This is a genomic window from Streptomyces sp. 4N509B (assembly GCF_052245655.1).
Lineage (GTDB): Bacteria > Actinomycetota > Actinomycetes > Streptomycetales > Streptomycetaceae > Streptomyces.
In genome coordinates this window covers 26,482-43,043 of record NZ_JBQQBZ010000045.1, presented here as the reverse complement: position 1 = coordinate 43,043, position 16,562 = coordinate 26,482, and the positions used below count along the sequence as shown (strand labels likewise).

Annotated in this window: 12 protein-coding genes and 1 other RNA gene; 4 read left to right on the top strand and 9 right to left on the bottom strand. The window is 72.9% G+C overall.

Annotated features, from left to right (window positions below):
• Positions 1–249: 249 nt before the first annotated feature.
• The 5 genes from ssrA to ftsE form a co-directional block, all read right to left on the bottom strand.
• Positions 250–620, bottom strand: a transfer-messenger RNA (tmRNA) gene (ssrA, locus tag ACTWP5_RS28400).
• 55 nt (positions 621–675) lie between these two features.
• Positions 676–1,158, bottom strand: a complete 483-nt coding sequence (smpB, locus tag ACTWP5_RS28395; RefSeq protein ID WP_443224011.1) for an SsrA-binding protein SmpB — start codon at positions 1,156–1,158, stop codon at positions 676–678.
• Positions 1,159–1,248: 90 nt separating this feature from the next.
• Positions 1,249–2,370, bottom strand: a complete 1,122-nt coding sequence (locus ACTWP5_RS28390) for a S41 family peptidase (protein WP_443224010.1) — start codon at positions 2,368–2,370, stop codon at positions 1,249–1,251.
• A gap of 78 nt (positions 2,371–2,448) precedes the next feature.
• Positions 2,449–3,360: a permease-like cell division protein FtsX gene (ftsX, locus tag ACTWP5_RS28385; protein ID WP_443224009.1), complete on the bottom strand. Its 912-nt coding sequence runs from the start codon at positions 3,358–3,360 to the stop codon at positions 2,449–2,451.
• Between the two features lie 41 nt (positions 3,361–3,401).
• A complete protein-coding gene (gene ftsE, locus ACTWP5_RS28380; RefSeq protein ID WP_443224008.1) occupies positions 3,402–4,091 on the bottom strand; it encodes a cell division ATP-binding protein FtsE in 690 nt (229 codons plus the stop codon).
• A gap of 221 nt (positions 4,092–4,312) precedes the next feature.
• Here ftsE and ACTWP5_RS28375 point away from each other — a divergent pair, with 221 nt between their 5' ends.
• On the top strand, positions 4,313–4,528 hold the full coding sequence (locus ACTWP5_RS28375) for a hypothetical protein (RefSeq protein WP_443224007.1): 216 nt from the start codon (positions 4,313–4,315) through the stop codon (positions 4,526–4,528).
• Between the two features lie 124 nt (positions 4,529–4,652).
• On the opposite strand, the gene ACTWP5_RS28370 is transcribed toward ACTWP5_RS28375, so the two are convergent.
• The 4 genes from ACTWP5_RS28370 to ACTWP5_RS28355 form a co-directional block, all read right to left on the bottom strand.
• Positions 4,653–5,483: an LPXTG cell wall anchor domain-containing protein gene (locus ACTWP5_RS28370; RefSeq protein WP_443224006.1), complete on the bottom strand. Its 831-nt coding sequence runs from the start codon at positions 5,481–5,483 to the stop codon at positions 4,653–4,655.
• Positions 5,484–5,711: 228 nt separating this feature from the next.
• Positions 5,712–6,818 (bottom strand): peptide chain release factor 2, encoded by a 1,107-nt coding sequence (prfB, locus tag ACTWP5_RS28365; RefSeq protein WP_443224005.1) that lies wholly within the window; start codon positions 6,816–6,818, stop codon positions 5,712–5,714.
• A gap of 16 nt (positions 6,819–6,834) precedes the next feature.
• Positions 6,835–8,178 carry a serine/threonine-protein kinase gene (locus ACTWP5_RS28360; RefSeq protein ID WP_443224004.1) on the bottom strand — a complete coding sequence of 448 codons (1,344 nt, stop codon included), beginning with the start codon at positions 8,176–8,178 and terminating at the stop codon, positions 6,835–6,837.
• A gap of 116 nt (positions 8,179–8,294) precedes the next feature.
• Positions 8,295–10,025, bottom strand: coding sequence for a serine/threonine-protein kinase (locus ACTWP5_RS28355; RefSeq protein ID WP_443224003.1), 1,731 nt, complete (start codon positions 10,023–10,025; stop codon positions 8,295–8,297).
• A 432-nt stretch (positions 10,026–10,457) separates the two neighbouring features.
• Between ACTWP5_RS28355 and ACTWP5_RS28350 the strand changes: the two genes are divergently transcribed.
• The 3 genes from ACTWP5_RS28350 to ACTWP5_RS28340 all read left to right on the top strand — a co-directional run bounded on the left by ACTWP5_RS28350 (position 10,458) and on the right by ACTWP5_RS28340 (position 16,561).
• The gene (locus tag ACTWP5_RS28350; RefSeq protein ID WP_443224002.1) at positions 10,458–13,436 is read left to right on the top strand and encodes an FHA domain-containing protein; all 2,979 of its coding nucleotides are present in this window, start codon (positions 10,458–10,460) and stop codon (positions 13,434–13,436) included.
• Positions 13,437–13,823: 387 nt separating this feature from the next.
• The gene (locus tag ACTWP5_RS28345) at positions 13,824–15,203 is read left to right on the top strand and encodes an ABC transporter substrate-binding protein (RefSeq protein ID WP_443224001.1); all 1,380 of its coding nucleotides are present in this window, start codon (positions 13,824–13,826) and stop codon (positions 15,201–15,203) included.
• Positions 15,204–15,262: 59 nt separating this feature from the next.
• Positions 15,263–16,561 (top strand): carbohydrate ABC transporter permease, encoded by a 1,299-nt coding sequence (locus tag ACTWP5_RS28340; protein WP_443224000.1) that lies wholly within the window; start codon positions 15,263–15,265, stop codon positions 16,559–16,561.
• Position 16,562: the final 1 nt, after the last annotated feature.

Sequence of the window (16,562 nt, the reverse complement as noted above, 5' to 3'; positions counted from 1 at the left end):
TGCCGACACGGCGCGGGCGGCGACCGCCGTTCGGTCCCCACCCCGGCACGCTCCCGAGATTCCCCATGCCGCGCACCTTATCGGGCGCCACCGACAGCGGACAGGCTGGGGCACATCGGAGAAGCGGCGGAGAACAGAACAGAAGGCCGAACAGCCGGCGGAACGGGAGAAGCACGGGGCCCCCGGACACGTCACAGGGCCCCACTGCCGAGGCGGTGGGGCCCTGTGACGGACCTGTCGTGGTCCTGGTGGTGGAGATGGCGGGAATCGAACCCGCGTCCAACGGAGCGGAAGAAGGGCTTCTCCGAGCGCAGTCCGCTGTGCTTTTCTCGGCCCCGGAGATCACACGGACAAGTCTCCGACGGGCTCAGTCACTGTGAGATGTCCCACTCACTCCCGTGACCGGAGTAAGCGGTGAGTCCCCTAGATGATGTCAGACACCGGGCCGGGAACAGTCCCGGGCTGACACTTCGCAGGTCGCTGCTCAGGCAGCGAGGGCGAAGGAATCGCGCTTGTTGTTGGCGATTATTTTTTCGCGACACATGGTTAACGAGATCATTGCCGCGTTCCTCGGCTCGCTTCCCCTGCTTCGACATCCGCTGTCGAAACCGATCATCCCCATGTTCAGTTGAGAACCGCCCCCAGTGTACCCCAGCAGCCTCCGGAAGCGGCGCCTCAGCCGGCCCTGGCGCGCCGGCGCGCCGCGGACATGGCCCGCTCCGCCTCGCGGCGGTCCTGCTTCTCCCGCAGCGTCTGCCGCTTGTCGTACTCCCGCTTGCCGCTCGCCAGCGCGACCTCCACCTTGGCGCGGCCGTCCACGAAGTACAGGGCGAGCGGGATGAGCGTGATGCCGGTGGCCTGGGTCTTGCCGATCAGCTTGTCGATCTCCGAGCGGTGCAGGAGCAGCTTCCGCTTCCGCCGGGCGCTGTGGTTGGTCCACGTGCCCTGCGTGTACTCGGGGATGTGCACGTTGTGCAGCCAGACCTCGCCGCCGTCCACGTGCGCGAAGCCGTCGGCCAGCGAGGCGCGGCCCTGCCGCAGCGACTTCACCTCGGTCCCGGTGAGCACGAGTCCGCACTCGTAGGTCTCCAGGATGTGGTAGTCGTGCCGGGCCCGCTTGTTCTGGGCGATGAGCTTGCGACCGGTCTCCTTAGCCATAACCGCTCCAGTCTAGCGAGCGCCGGGGAGTGGGTGACGGGAGGCGGGACCGGGGCCGGACGGGCGCTGGCCCGACGCTCGGGACACCGCTCAGGACAGGCCGCCGAGCACGGTGCGCGCCTCGGCCTCCGCGTCCTGTCCGGGCGCGACGACGAGGTCGGGCGTGATGCCGTCCTCGTCCACCGTGCGACCCAGCGGCGTGACGTAGTGCCCCACGGTGAGCTCGGCCACCGAGCCGTCCGGCTGCTCGCTCGGCATCTGGACGGTGCCCTTGCCGAAGGTACGCGAGCCGACGACCACCGCCCGGTTCCTGTCCTGGAGCGCCCCGGTGAGCATCTCCGCCGAGCTCATCGTGCCGCCGTCCACCAGCACGACCAGGGGCGTGTCGGTGTCGCCGCCCGGGTCGGCGTTGAGGGCGTGCTCCTCCCCGTGGACGTCGTAGGTCGCGACGAGGCCGCCGTCGAGGAAGACGGAGGCGGCACCGGCCGCCTCCGCGAGCAGGCCGCCGGCGTTGCCCCGCAGGTCGAGCAGGATGCCGTCGCCCTCGGGGGCGCTCTCCACGGCCGCGCGCAGCAGCTCGGCTGAGCCGCGGGTGAAGGACGAGACGTGGATCCGGGTGACGCCCGGGCTCTCCCGCGTCGTGGTCACCGTCTCGGTGGTCAGCCGGGCCCGCTCGACCACCGTCTCCCACGCCCGGCCGTCGCGCTCCAGGCCGAGCCGGACGGTGCTGCCCGGCCCGGCGCGCTCCGGCTGGTCACTGCCGCGCAGCCGGCTGACGGCGTCGGTGACGGGCCCGCCGTCGAGCCGCTCGCCGTCGATGGTGAGGATCTCGTCGCCGGGCAGCACGCCGGCGCGCTCGGCCGGGCTGTCCTCGTGGACCTCGCTCACCTCGATCCGGCCGTCGGGCGTGCGCGTCACCGCTATGCCGGTGCCGACGTACTCCCCTTCCAGGCCGGCCTGGAGCTCCTCGTACTCCTCGGGGGAGTACGCCGCCGACCAGCGGTCGCCGTCGCGGCTGACCAACGCCTCGGCGTCGCCCACGGCCTGACCGTCCCGTCCGGCGGCGTCCGGGTCCTCCATCGCCGCGAGCTCCGAGCCGTCGGCGCCCTGCGGCCACGAGCCGGTGACGGCGCCCGCCGTCAGGACGCCCGCGAAGACACAGGCCAGCACCGCACCGCGGCGGGCTGGGAGGAGTTGTGGCGTTCGCGGCATGTTGCGGAGTGTAGGACACATGGAGAGGTCGTACGCGAGATGAACTGTCCGGCGCACGGGGGATAAATCACAACCGAGCTACACCTTGAGGTACTTGCGCAACGCGAAGAAAGCTGCAAGAGCGGGCATCAACGCACCGACCGCCAGGACGAACGGCAACACCTCGATGACCGCGTCCCACCCGACGAACTGGATCAGCGGGATCTCCTGTGCGAGGAAGTTGTTGATCATGAAGTACTTGACGCCGACGAGCAGTCCGCACGCGAGCACGGCGCCCATCACGCCCGCGATCGACGCCTCCATGATGAACGGCAGCTGGATGTAGAAGCTGGAGGCGCCCACCAGCCGCATGATCCCGGTCTCGCGGCGACGGCTGAAGGCGGAGACCCGCACCGTGTTGACGATCAGCAGCAGCGCCACGACGAGCATGAGGGCGAAGAGGCCGAGGGCCGCGTAGTTGACGCCGTTGAGCAGGTTGAAGAGGTTCTCCAGCAGGTCGCTCTGGTCGACCACGTCCTGGACGCCCTCGCGGCCGGCGAAGGCCGTGGAGATGACCTCGTACTTGGTGGGGTCGGTCAGCTTGACGCGCAGCGAGTCCTGCATCTGGTCCGGGGTGACCACCGCCGCGATCGGGTTCTCCTGCTGCTGCTCCTGGTAGCGCTCGAAGGCCTGGTCGGCCGACTCGAACTCCACGTGGTCGACGATGTCGTAGGTCTCCAGCTCGGCCTTCAGGGCCTCCCGCTGCTCGTCGGTGACCGGACCGCGCGAGCACTGGGGATCGGTGTCCGCGTCGTTCTCGTTGCAGAGGAAGATCGAGACCTCGACCCTGTCGTACCAGTAGTCCTTCATGCTGTTGACCTGCTCGCGGGCGAGGAGCGAGCCGCCGAGCAGGGCCAGCGAGAGGGCGACGGAGACGATCACCGCGAAGGTCATCGTGAGGTTGCGGCGGAGACCAACACTGATCTCCGACAGGACGAAGTGCGCGCGCATGGCAGCCTTTCGGTCGTGAGGGCCGGTGGATCAGTGCCGGATCAGTGCTGGTAGCCGTAGACGCCGCGGTGTTGGTCGCGGACGAGACGGCCCTTCTCCAGCTCGATCACGCGCTTGCGCATCTGGTCCACGATCTGCGCGTCGTGCGTGGCCATCACCACGGTGGTGCCGGTGCGGTTGATGCGGTCGAGCAGCTTCATGATGCCTACGGAGGTCTGCGGGTCGAGGTTGCCCGTGGGCTCGTCGGCGATCAGCAGCATCGGACGGTTGACGAACGCGCGGGCGATGGCGACGCGCTGCTGCTCACCACCCGAGAGCTCGCCGGGCATCCGCTCCTCCTTGCCGGCGAGGCCGACCAGGTCGAGCACCTCCGGGACGGTCTTGCGGATCTGCCCCCGGGACTTGCCGATGACCTCCAGCGCGAAGGCGACGTTCTCGGCCACGGTCTTGTTCGGCAGCAGGCGGAAGTCCTGGAAGACGGTGCCGAGCTGGCGACGCACCTGTGGCACCTTCCAGTTGGACAGCCGGCCCAGGTCCTTGCCGAGGACGTGCACGTGGCCGTGGGTGGCCCGCTCCTCGCGCAGCACGAGGCGCAGGAAGGTGGACTTGCCCGAGCCGGAGGAGCCCACGAGGAAGACGAACTCGCCTCGCTCAACCTCCAGCGAGACGTCGCGGAGCGCGGGCGCGTTCTGCCGCGGGTAGGTCTTGGAGACGTTGTCGAATCGAATCACGGTTACACCATGTCGGAGCTGGGTATGGGCGGAGGCTCCCCCTCGCTTGGCAGACCTTACGCGAAGCTGCGTCCGGCCGCAGGCGCCCTCCTGGGACATCCTGGTTTGTCGCGGTCTGGCCCTGATCGAAGGGATACGACCCCTCGCCGGCCGCCGACGGGGCCCCCTGTGCAGGGCGTCTGCGCTCGCGCCCGGAGCCTGGCACAGTAGGAGGCGGAGGGGTGACGAGAGGAGACGTGCCGATGACCGCCGACTGGCTGGTGTGCGCGAACTGTGCGGGGCGGGTCAGCGAGGGCCGGTGCCCCGTGTGCCGGGCCCAGCTGGCACGGCTGCGCGCCGAACGCGGGCCGTGGGCCGCCCTCGGCAGCCCGGCGGCCCTGGTCGCCCTGTTGCTGGCGCTGGCGGCCGTCGCCCTGCTCGTGGCCCGGCCCGCCTGAAGGCCAGGGAGGGCCCTCGGGGCGACGGGTTTCGCAGGGGCCGACACAGGCGAACGGGCCCGGAGCACGTGTGGCTCCGGGCCCGTTACGCTGGGTCGTCAGACCCCTGGGTCCGTGACGCTCGTCAGGCGGGGGTCACGTTCTTGTTGATCACGCGGGGCAGGTAACGGAAGCCCACACCGCCGGCGATCATGGTCGCCGCGCCGATGATCAGCAGGGTGTTGTTGGTGGAGGAGCCGGTCTCCGCCAGCTCGCCGTCGTCGTCGGCCTCGGGCAGCTCCTCGACGGGAACCTCGCCCTCGGTCGGCGGCTCCTGCTCGATCGGGCCGCTGCTGCCGCCCTCGGTGGCGGGCTCGGGGGTGTTGCCCGAGGCGCCCTCGTCCACGCCGTCGCTGGCGCCCTGGTTGTGACCGTCCGAGGTGCCCTCGTGACCGCCGTCGGAGGTGCCCTCCGGCGAACCGTCACTCGTGCCCTCGGGCGAGCCGTCCGAGGTGCCCTCGGGGGAACCGTCGCTGGTGCCCTCCGGGGAACCGTCGGAGGTGCCCTCCGGGGAACCGTCGCTGGTGCCCTCGGGAGAACCGTCGGAGGTACCCTCCGGCGAACCGTCCGAGGTGCCCTCCGGCGAACCGTCGGAGGTGCCCTCGTCCTCGCCCTCGGAGGAGCCCTCGTCGGAACCGTCCGAGGAACCCTCGACCAAGCCGATGATGGAACCCTCGGAGCCCTCGGAACCACCCTCGGCGACGCCCACGGCGCCACCCTCGTTACCCGAGACGGCACCGACGACGGCACCCTCGACGACACCGACGACGGTGCCCTCACGGGTGCTGGCGCCCTCGTCAGCGGACGAGCCGTTGTCGGCGGAGGCCGTGCCGACCACGGCGAGTGAGGCACCGGCGGCGAAGATCGCGGCCGCGGCGACCCGCGCCACGTTGGCCCGTGTCTTGGGACTGGCCATCTATCCACTACCCCCTGTAGCAGTATGTCTTGAGACAATGTCCTGTCGTTGGCGCAGCCTCACGCAAGGGAGTGGTGGCGTCGGGCGGTCCGATCCACTTACTCGCCCTCACGCGACACGCACCTCACAACATAGGCATGCCAGACCGACAGCTTTCCCGTTCTACACACAGACCGTCAAGCGGGATGTCCAGTAAGGACCGACTCGTGTGTGAAGGTTGCGTGAAGACTACTTCCCTTGGCGTTTGCGCCAACGGATGCCCGCCTCAAGGAAGTCGTCGATGTCACCGTCCAGTACGGCCTGGGGATTGCCCACCTCGTGCTCGGTCCGCAGGTCCTTGACCATCTGGTACGGCTGGAGCACGTAACTGCGCATCTGGTTCCCCCAGGAGTTCCCCCCGTCGCCCTTGAGGGCGTCCATCCGCGCCTGCTCCTCCTCGCGTTGACGGGCGAGCAGCCGGGCCTGGAGCACGCGCATCGCGGCGGCGCGGTTCTGGATCTGGGACTTCTCGTTCTGGCAGGAGACGGTGATGCCGGTGGGCAGGTGCGTGATGCGCACCGCCGAGTCCGTGGTGTTCACCGACTGGCCACCGGGGCCGGAGGAGCGGAAGACGTCCACGCGGATCTCGTTCTCCGGGACCTCGATGTGGTCGGTCTGCTCGACCACGGGCAGGACCTCGACGCCGGCGAAGGACGTCTGCCGACGGCCCTGGTTGTCGTAGGGGGAGATGCGCACCATGCGGTGCGTGCCCTGCTCGACGGAGAGCGTGCCGTACGCGTACGGCGCCCTGATCGTGAACGTGGTGGACTTGATGCCCGCCTCCTCCGCGTAGGAGGTGTCGAGGATCTGGGTGGGGTACCCCCTGCGCTCGGCCCAGCGCAGGTACATCCGCTGGAGCTGCTCGGCGAAGTCCGCCGCGTCCACGCCACCGGCCTCGGCACGGATGCTGACCAGCGCCTCGCGCTCGTCGTACTCCCCGGACAGCAGGGTGCGGACCTCCAGCTCGTCCACGGCCGCCTTCACGGCGACGAGCTCGGCCTCGGCCTCGTGCCTGGCCTCCTCGTCGCTCTCGGACTCGGCGAGCTCGAAGAGCACCTCCAGGTCGTCGATGCGGCCGTCCAGCTCCTCGACCTTGCGCAGCTGGCCCTGGAGAAGGGAGAGCCTGCTGGTCACCTGCTGCGCGCGCTCGGGCTCGTCCCACAGCGAGGGGGAGACGGCCTCCTCCTCGAGCTTGGCGGCCTCGGCCCGCATCGTGTTCAGGTCGAGAACGGCCTCGACCGACTCCATCGTGGAGCGGAGGGCCTTCAGAGCTTCGGATGGATCGTCGACTGCCACATCCCCAGCCTAACCGTTACGGAGTCTGCCGTTCCTCAACCGTCCCGACTCCGGGAGAACCGTTTGTCCCACCCTCGGTCCCCTCCCCGGAGCCCTCGCCGCCGGAGCCCAGCAGCAGCCAGCCGCCGAGGGCGCCGGCACCCAGGAGGACACCGGCCGTGACGACCAGGCGCCGCCTCCTGCGGGCCGCCGCGAGCGCGGCCGAGTGCCGGGCGGAGCCGGCGCGACGCTCGCCGGGGGTCCTGGGGGTGCGCGCCGTGCCGTGGGCGCCGCCCGCCAGCTCGTCGGCGTCCGGGACCCGCATCCTGGTGTGGGTGGCGCGCTCCGAGTCCGGGACGGCGCCGAGCACCAGCGGCACGGCGGCGCGCGAGCCGTCCGTGGCCGGCGACGACGCCAGGGCCGGCTCGCCGGCCTGGTCGAGGACGCCGAGGGAGTCGTGGGGGGCGCGGGCGTCGGAACGGGAGCCGGCGGCGGCACTCCCGTCGCCCTGCGCGTCCTCCGGATCGCCGATGTCCAGCGGGGGCAGCCCCTCCAGCGCGGGCAGCAGCTCGCGCAGCCGGGAGGCGAGCTCCGCGGCGCGCAGCCGCGAGGCGGGGGCCTTCGCCAGGCACTGCTGGATCAGCTCCCACAGCTCGGGCACGAGGCCGGGCAGCGGCGCCGCGGTCTCCGTCACCTGCCGCCGCAGCACCGCGCCGGGGTGGCCGCCGCCGAAGGGGGTGAAGCCGGCGAGCGACTCGTACAGGACCGTGGCCAGGGCGTAGATGTCGACGGCGGCGCGGGGCGGGAGGCCCTCGACGATCTCGGGGGCCATGTAGTCGGGGGTGCCGACGACGCCGCCGCGACCGCCGTGCCGTGGCTCGTCGATGAGCTTGGCGACGCCGAAGTCGGTGAGCAGGGCGGCCAGGGACTCGCCGCCGGTGTCCAACAGGATGTTCTCCGGCTTGACGTCGCGGTGGACGATGCCCGCGGCGTGCGCGACGGCGAGGCCGCTGGCCACGCCCGCGGTGATCTCGGCGGCCTGGTGGGGGGTGAGGCGGCGCTCACGCCGCAGGTGGCTGCGGAGGTCGGGGCCGCGGACCAGGTCCATGACGAGGGCGATGTCGCTGGGGGCGCCGGCCTGGCCGTGGTCGTCCCCGATGAGGAGCTCTCGGACGCCCACGATGTTCGGGTGTTCGAGGCCGAGCAGGGCGTGCCGCTCGTGGGCGAACCGCTCGGCGACGTCCTGGTCGGCGGCCAGGTCCTCGCGCAACACCTTGATGGCGACGGGGCCTTCGGGACCCTCGCCGAGCCACACCGTGCCGGCGCTGCCGCGGCCGAGGACGCGGTGGGCGGTGTAACGGCTACCGATGTTCCGTGCCATGGCGTGAGGCTACGACGCGCCTCGGACATCGGACGGTGAAGTGCGCCTGTCTTGCCCTGGTTTGATGGGATGTCGGGGCCAAAAAACCACCCCGACAAGTCGACAAATCTCCGAGGTCACTCCCCGCCGGACCCATCGGGGAGGTTCGGCAGCTCCGTGCCGTCCGGCACCTCGGGAACGCTCTCCTGCGCCTGCTCGATCAACCCGAGCCACTCGCGGACGTCGTTGAACCAGTCCTTGGTGGCGTTCCAGAAGCTCCGGCCGTCGGCGATCCAGTCCTGCATCGGGGTGAAGTTCCACACCACGGCCCCGAGCACGACCAGGATCAACACGATGAACAGGCAGCCCTTCAGGCACCCCAGGCCGGGGATGCGCATGGGGCTGGAACTGCCACGGGAGCGCCCGCGCGGCTCGCGGCGCGGCGGCTCGGGCCGCGGGGGGCGCTGCGGCTGCGGCTGGGCCGGGGGCTGGTAGGGCTGGGGGTACTGCTGCGGGTACCCCTGGGGCTGCGGCTGCGGATACCCGTAGCCCTGCTGCTGGGCCGGGGGGTGCTGCTGCGGCCGGCGCTGCGGTGGGCGGCGCGGCTGACGCTGGGGGCGACGGTGGAGCGGGTCCTGCGCCGGGTTCACGGGCTGGACCTGCGTCGGCTCGTTGCGATCGCGCGCGGCACGCATCTGGTCCTGCCACGGATGCGGGCCGTCGTCGTCCCCCGGACGCTGGCCGGGACCCTGGGGCGGCATCACGCGCGTCGGCTCGGAGCCGCCGTCCCCTGCTCCCGGCCCGCCGGCATGCGGCAGGACGCTCGTGGCGGCGGAGGGGTCGACCATCCCGCCACCGGAGCCGCCGGGCAGCGCCTGCGTCGGCTCGGACGCTCCGGGCGGGCTGATGCCGGTGCCGGGCACCCTGACCGGCGCGGGGTCGGGGAGGAGGAGCACGGCGACGCCCGCGGCGGCGGCCCGCTGCTCGACGGTGGCGTGCTCCGCGAGGCCGGCGGCGACCGTGCGCAGGCCGCGGGCTAGGTTGACGGCGCTGGGGCGCTCGTCCGCGCTCTTGCGCAGACAGCGGTCGATGACGGTCCACAGCGGGTCGGGGATGCCGCCGGGGCGGGGCGGCTGCGCGCTGAGGTGGTTGCGCAGCACGTCCAGGGTGCTGCCGCCGTGGAAGGGCGGGTGCCCGACGACCAGTTCGTACAGCACGATGCCGGCGCCGTAGACGTCGACGGCGGAGGTTTGCTCCCGCCCCTCCGCCGACTCGGGCGCCACGTACGAGGGGGTGCCGACGAACTCGTGCGCGCGCGTCACGCCGGGTGAGTCCGCGAGGCGCGCGATCCCGAAGTCGGTGAGCATGGGGCGCAGCGGCAGCGCGCCGGACGGGTCGCCGCCGCCGGCCAGCAGCACGTTGGCGGGCTTGAGGTCGCGGTGGACGATGCCCTTGGCGTGGGCCGCGGCCAGGGCGTCGGCGACCTGGGCGGTGAGCAGGGCGGCGCCGAGCGGGCTGAGCGGGCCGTTGTCCCGGAGGTACCGGTGGAGGTCGGGGCCGTCGATCAGGTCCATGACCAGGGCGATGACGTCGCCCTCGACCACCAGGTCGCGGGTGCGGACGATGTTGTCGTGGGGGTCGCTGGTCAGGCGCAGCAGCACCGAGCGCTCCCGCAGGAAGCGCATGACCACGTCGGGGTCGTGGGCCAGCTCCTCCCTGAGGACCTTGATCGCGACCTGTTCCCCCGGCTGCCCCTGGACCGCGGCCTCGTCGCCCGCGGCCTCCCGCTGGCGCCCGCGCCAGACGGTGCCGGTGGCGCCGCGTCCGAGCGGCTCTTCGAGCAGGTACTTGCTGCCGACCGGCCGCACGGTGTGCTCCTTGGTGGTTCGCTGGCAGGGTGATGACGGTGACGTCCCAGGCCCGGGCCCGAGCTCCCTACTGTAGTGCTGCCCGCCCACCACGCGGACGGCCGTCCGCCGGCCGCGTGGGAGGGCCGTCGTGGGCGTCTCGCGGGAGAGGACGCGGCCCGGCGGGCGGCTGGTTGCGAGGAAGGCGCGGGAGGGCTGCCGACCGGCCGGTCGGAGCGGTTGGTTCCCGTCAGATATGGTCAATCAAGATCACCAACTGCCCAGGGCGGCACGGAGTGTCGGTGGCGGGTGCGAGGATGCTGTCAGCATCCGACCGGGACACGGACACCGGTCGGGGCGTCCGATCGAGGCAGCTGTGCGAGACCGCCGTACGAGCCACCCGTACGAGACAGCCGTGACAGCCTGGCCAGCGAGGTGACCGGGAGGGGCCGAATGCCGATCCAGATCAGCGTGACGGTGCTCGGACACACCGCTGGCCGTGGCGCGCCGGGCGGCGGTGAGGGCGAGGGCGTGGACGTCCGGCTCACCGCACCCGAGGACACCCCGCTCGCGGAGGTCCTCGGCACCCTGGCGTCCGTGGTCACGCCCGGCTCGGGCACGCCCGGGGCCGTGTTCTGCGGTGAGCGGCGGCTGGATCCGCGCAGCGCCGTCCTGGGACGGGCACCGCTGGTGGACGGCGCCGTCCTGTCCTTCCACCGGCCCGCGGCCACGCCCGTGCCGGAGCGCGTGCCGGCCCGGCTGCTCGTCGTGTCCGGGCCTGACGCCGGCGGCGTGCACCTGCTGCGCGGCGGCGAGGTCCGCATAGGGCGGTCGGTCCAGGCCGACGTGCCGCTGGACGACCCGGACGTGTCCCGGCTGCACTGCGCGGTCTCGATACACGCCGACGGCACGGTCACCGTCGCCGACCTGGGCTCGACCAACGGCACGCTGCTCGGCGGGGAGCCCGTGACCGACCGCCCGGTGGTCGTGCCGCCCGGCGCGCCGCTGCGGCTCGGGGAGTCCACGGTGCGCGTGATATCCGAGGGCCCGGTGGGGGATGGCGCGCCCTCGGCGCCTGGCTTCACGGGTCCCACCACGCCCGCCTCCCGCTCCGCCGCGGCACCCGCGTCGGGCTCGGCGCCGTCGGGCCCGCCCGTGGCCGGCCCGGGGGGACCGCCCGTTCCCCCGGCGGCTCCGCCCCCGAGGCCCCCGGCTCCGTCGGCCCCCTCGACGGCCCCGGCGCTGCCGCTCGCGGAGCCGGACGGCCCTGGCACGGACGGCCCCGGCACGGGTGGCCGCCGGACGGGACGTGGCCTGGCCGGCTGGGCCCGCAGGCGCGGCGCCCCGGCCTCGGGCGGCGACACCCACACCAGCGTGGCCCTGCCGTCCGCCTCCTCGTCACGCCCGACGGGCGGGACCCGGCCGTGGCCCGCCCACGACCCGGCCGAGGACGCCCGTTGGCCCGACCTCGCCACGTTGCTGCTGCTGGCGCTGGAGCCCGAGCGGCCCCGCCAGCCCCGGCTGTGGGAGCGCGGCCCGGCCCACCCCGACGCCTACGGCCTGCGGCTGGGCACGGCGCAGCGGGCCCAGGGGCGGATCTCCCCCGTCGGCCTCAGCCTTCCCACGATCGGCTCGCTCGGGCTGGCCGGGCCCCGTCAGCGGCTGCTCGGGCTGGCGCGTTCCCTGCTCGCGCAGCTCGCGGCCCTGCATCCGCCGAGCGCGCTGGAGCTCGTGGTGGTGGCGCCCGACCGCGCCGCGGAGTGGTCCTGGCTGGGATGGCTGCCACACCTGCGCCCCACGCGCGGGCAGGCGTGCCGGCAGCTCGTCGGGTTCGACGTGGAGCAGGCGACCGCGCGCGTGCGCGAGCTCGCCGAGCGGGAGTCCCCCGACCCCACGGGGCGTCGGACGGTGCTGCTCGTCGACGAGGACGCGCTCGACGCCAGCCCGCCCGGCGCCGCGCACACGCTCGGGACGAGCAGGGCGGCGGACGCGGTGGCCGAGCTGCGTCGGGCGCTGGCGCGCCTCGCGGCCACCGGCGCGGGCCTCGGCGTGCACCTGCTGTGTCTCACGCAGTCGCCGCCCGCCACGCCGGCCTCGCCGCTGGCCGACACCCTCGCCCTGGCCCGTCGTTCCTCCCCCACCTTCGCCGCCTGCGGCACCGTCGGGCTGCTCAGCGGGGCCGTCGCCTCGGCCCTGCGGCTGAGCGGGGCCGGCGTGACGCCCGGGCGAGGCGACGGCGCGGGGCCCGTCGTGACGGTGGACGCCGTGTCGGCGGCCTGGGCCGAGAGGTTCGCGCGGGCGCTGGCGCCCGTGCGCGAGGACGCCAGGGAGGCGTTCGTCGCCGCCGGTTCCGCCGCGCCGCCGCCCAGCTGCCGGCTGCTGGACGCCCTGGAGCTGCACCGCGTCACGCCCGGCGCGCTGCGGGAGCGCTGGGAGCGCCCCGGCGGGCTGCCGCTCGTGCTCGGCGCGGCGGCCGGCGGGGCCGCGCTCGTCGATCTCGCGGAGACCGCGGGTCCCGTGCGGATCGAGGGGGAGCGTTCCTCGGGGAGGACCGAGCTGCTGTGCTCGCTGGCCGCCTCGCTGGCGGCGGCACGCGGCCCGAGGGACCTGTCGCTGCTGCTCGTGGAGGGCGCGGGCGAGGGGCTGCGGCCCTGTGCCGAGCTGCCGCACGTGGCCTCCCATCTCGGCGCCAACGATCCGGTGCGGATGCGGGCCTTCGCGCAGGCGTTGCGCGACGAGCTGAAGCGGCGCGCCGCGCTGCTGGGCGAGTCGGTCTTCCCCGGCGCCCCGGCGGCGCTGGGCGGCGTCGGGCGGCAGGGTGGGCGGGTCGTCGGCCCGCGCGGGCCCGTGGGTGAGCCGGCGCCGTCGGCGCACGAGGGGCTGCCGCGGGAGTCCCCGGCAGGGGACGTCGACCCCTCCGTGCCCCGGATACGCGCGGCCGGCAGCGGCCCGTTGCCCTGGCTGGTCGTGCTGGTCGACGACGTGGACGCGCTGGTGGCGCCGCCGCTGGGCGCCCCGGGCCGGCAGGCCGCCGGCTCGGTGGTGCGCGCGCTCGGCGCCGCGGCCCGGGAGGGGCATCGGCTCGGGGTGCGGGTCATCGTCGCCGGTGCGCCGGGCGTCGAGCTGCCCCAGGACGTTCCCCGGGCGGAGGCGCGGGTCCTGCTCACCGGTCCGCCGGCCGGGCGGGCGGAGCTGCGGCTGGGCGGCGGCGCGCCGCTGCCGTTCCAGGCGGCCCGGGTCACCGGGCGGATTCCCCGGACGGCGACGCTCCGGCCCACCGTGACGCGGCTGGACTGGGCGCGGGCGGGGGACCCGCCGACGCGGCGCCCGGTGCGCGAGCTGGGGAACGGCCCGACGGACGTGGCCCTCCTGGCGAGCGCCGCCTCCCGGGCGGCCCGTTCGGACCGCGCGACGACCGCGAGCCTCGTCTGAGCCGACACGCCCCGGCGCCCCTTCGGCGCCTCGACGGGGGTTCCGTGGCGCCTCGCCGACGGTTCGCCGAGGGTTCGCCGGTGTCCCTCCGGCACCTCGGCGCGCTTCGACGGCGCCGCTCCCCGCACCCCGTTCCGCAAATCTGACGCATCGTCATCATGGTGCGGACCAGGCAGAAGACGCTCATTCGGGGGAGAACGTCCCGACACCGCTGACGGACGTAGTCCCAGCGGTAACATGCCGATCACAAAGCTGACTTGACAAGGCGGACAGGGTTGCCTGCCCCGTGAGCCCGGCGTAGGACTTTCGGCACAGGACGTGCGATGTGGCAGCCCTGCGCCGGCTTCGGGGTGTCGCCGCATCAGAAGGCCAGGTGATGAGGTGCTCATGCACGGTTCGGACGGGGACTTCCGGCGGAGGACCGGACGCGGCGCGTGGCGTGCGGCAGCGGCGGCCGCGTCCGCCTGCGCGGTCGCGCTGACGGCCTGCTCCGGTGAGAGCGGCGGCGAGGAGACCGACTTTCGGATCTCGATCGAGCTGCCCGACCTCAGCGGCGAGAACGTGGAGGTCGCCGCCGTGTGGACGGGCGCCGAGCAGGAGAACTTCATGCGCGTCATGGAGGCCTTCGAGCAGGAGACCGGCGCCTCGGTGACCTTCGTCTCCACGGGTGACAACGTCGCGACCTTCGTCGGCAGCCGGGTCGCCGGTGGCGCCGCGCCGGACGTCGTCATGGTGCCGCAGCCCGGCGTGATCCAGGAGTTCGCGCGCGAGGGCTGGATCGCCCCCGTCGGCGACATCGTGCTGGAGCAGCTCGACGCCAACTACGCCCAGGGCTGGCAGGACCTCACCACCTACGAGGGCGAGCAGTACGGGGTCTACGTCAAGGCCGCGAACAAGTCCCTGGTCTGGTACAACACCACGGCGTTCGAGTACGCCGGTGTCGAGCCGCCGCAGACCTGGGACCAGTTCGTCGACACCGCGTGGACGCTCTGGGAGTCGGGCACCGACGCCGTGTCCGTGGGTGGGGCCGACGGCTGGACGCTGACCGACTGGTTCGAGAACATCTACCTCTCCCTGGCCGGCGGCGAGATGTACGACCAGCTGATGGCGCACGAGATCCCGTGGACCGACCCCAGCGTCACCGAGGCGCTGACCACGCTCGGCGCGCTCTTCGGCGAGGAGCAGCTGGTGGTCGGCGGCAGCGACGGCGCGCTCCAGACGGACTTCCCCAACTCCGTCACCCAGACGTTCATCGACCTGGAGACGCCGCTGGCCGGCATGGTCTTCGAGGCGGACTTCGTCGGCGCCGTCATCACCGACAGCACGGACGCCGTCGTCGGCGAGGACGCGCAGGTCTTCCCCTTCCCGTCGGTCGGCGCCGAGCCCCCCGTGGTGACCGCGGGCGACGCGGCCGTCGCGGTGGCCCCGGACGGCGAGACCAGCGAGGCGCAGGACGCGCTGCTGGCGTTCCTCGCCTCCCCCGACGCCGCCCGCATCTGGGCCGCGCCCGGCGGCTACATCTCCCCCAACAGCTCCCTCGAACTGGACGCCTACCCCAACGACGTGCAGCGCGGCATCGCCCAGGCACTGGTCGAGGCGGGCAACGACTTCCGGTTCGACATGTCCGACCAGACCCCGGCCGCCTTCGGCGGCACCACCGGTCAGGGCATGTGGCAGGGCCTGCAGAACTTCCTGCGCAACCCCGACGACGTCGAGGGCGCCCAGCAGTACCTGGAGGCACAGGCGGAAAGGGCGTACAGCCAGTGACGGCCCCGCCCCGCCCCCCTCACGGAACAAACCCACGGACGGATGGAGACTGAGACCCCATGGCATCCGGCAAGGCGGTGATCAGGGCCCGTCCCTGGGTGGCCGCGTCGTTCCTGCTGCCCGCGCTGCTGCTGCTCGGCGCGCTGGTCGTCTACCCCATCGGGTACACGGTGTGGCGCAGCCTCTTCGACGCCTCGGGCGACGGGTTCGTGGGGCTTTCGAACTTCGCCGACATCTTCACCGAGGACGACACCCGCACGGCACTGCGGAACAACGTCATCTGGATCGTCGTCGCCCCGACCATCTGCACCGTGCTCGGCCTGATCTTCGCGGTGATGACCGAACGGATCCGCTGGGCCACCGCGTTCAAGCTGATCGTCTTCATGCCGATGGCGATCTCCATGCTGGCCGCCGGCATCATCTTCCGGCTGGTCTACGAGCAGGACCCGGACCGGGGCGTGGCCAACGCCGTCGCGACGACGGTGCACGACACCTTCTCCGGCTCCTCCACGTGGCCGGACGCCGAGCCGCGGCCCGACGGCGCGCTCCAGGCGCAGGAGGACGGTTCGTACCTGCTGGCCGAGCCCGTCACGGCGGGCGAGCCGGTGCTGCTGCCGCTCGTCGGCATCCCGCAGCCCGAGCTGGAGGGCGCCGATCCCGCCGAGGTGGCGGCCGGCGGCGGGCAGGAGGTCACCGGCACCGTCTGGCGGGACTTCACCCCCGGCGGCGAGGGCACGGAGAACACCGTCGACCCCGGCGAGGAGGGCCTGGCCGGGATCACCGTGGAGGCCGTCAGGGACGGCGACGTGGTCGCCTCGGCGACCACCGGTGACGACGGCACGTTCACGCTGCCCGCCGAGGCCGACGGCGCCCAGCTACGGCTCGCGGCGGACAGCTTCACCGCCCCGTACAACGGCGTGGAGTGGCTCGGCCCGAGCCTCATCACCCCCGCCATCATCGCCTCGTACGTGTGGATGTGGGCCGGCTTCGCGATGGTGCTGATCGCGGCGGGTCTGGCCGCCGTGCCACGGGAGACGTTGGAGGCCGCGCGCGTCGACGGCGCCAACGAGTGGCAGATCTTCCGCCGCGTGACGGTGCCGCTGCTGGCACCCGTGCTGGCGGTGGTCATGGTGACGCTGATGATCAACGTGATGAAGATCTTCGACCTGGTGCTCGTGATTCCACCGCAGTCCAGCCAGGCGGACGCCAACGTGCTGGCGCTGGAGCTCTACCAGGAGTCCTTCATCTCCGGCGGTAACCCGGGCCTGGGCAGCGCGATCGCGGTGCTGCTGTTGCTGCTCGCGGTGCCGGTGATGCTGAACAACATCCGACGGTTGCGACGGGAGAACCAGCGGTGAG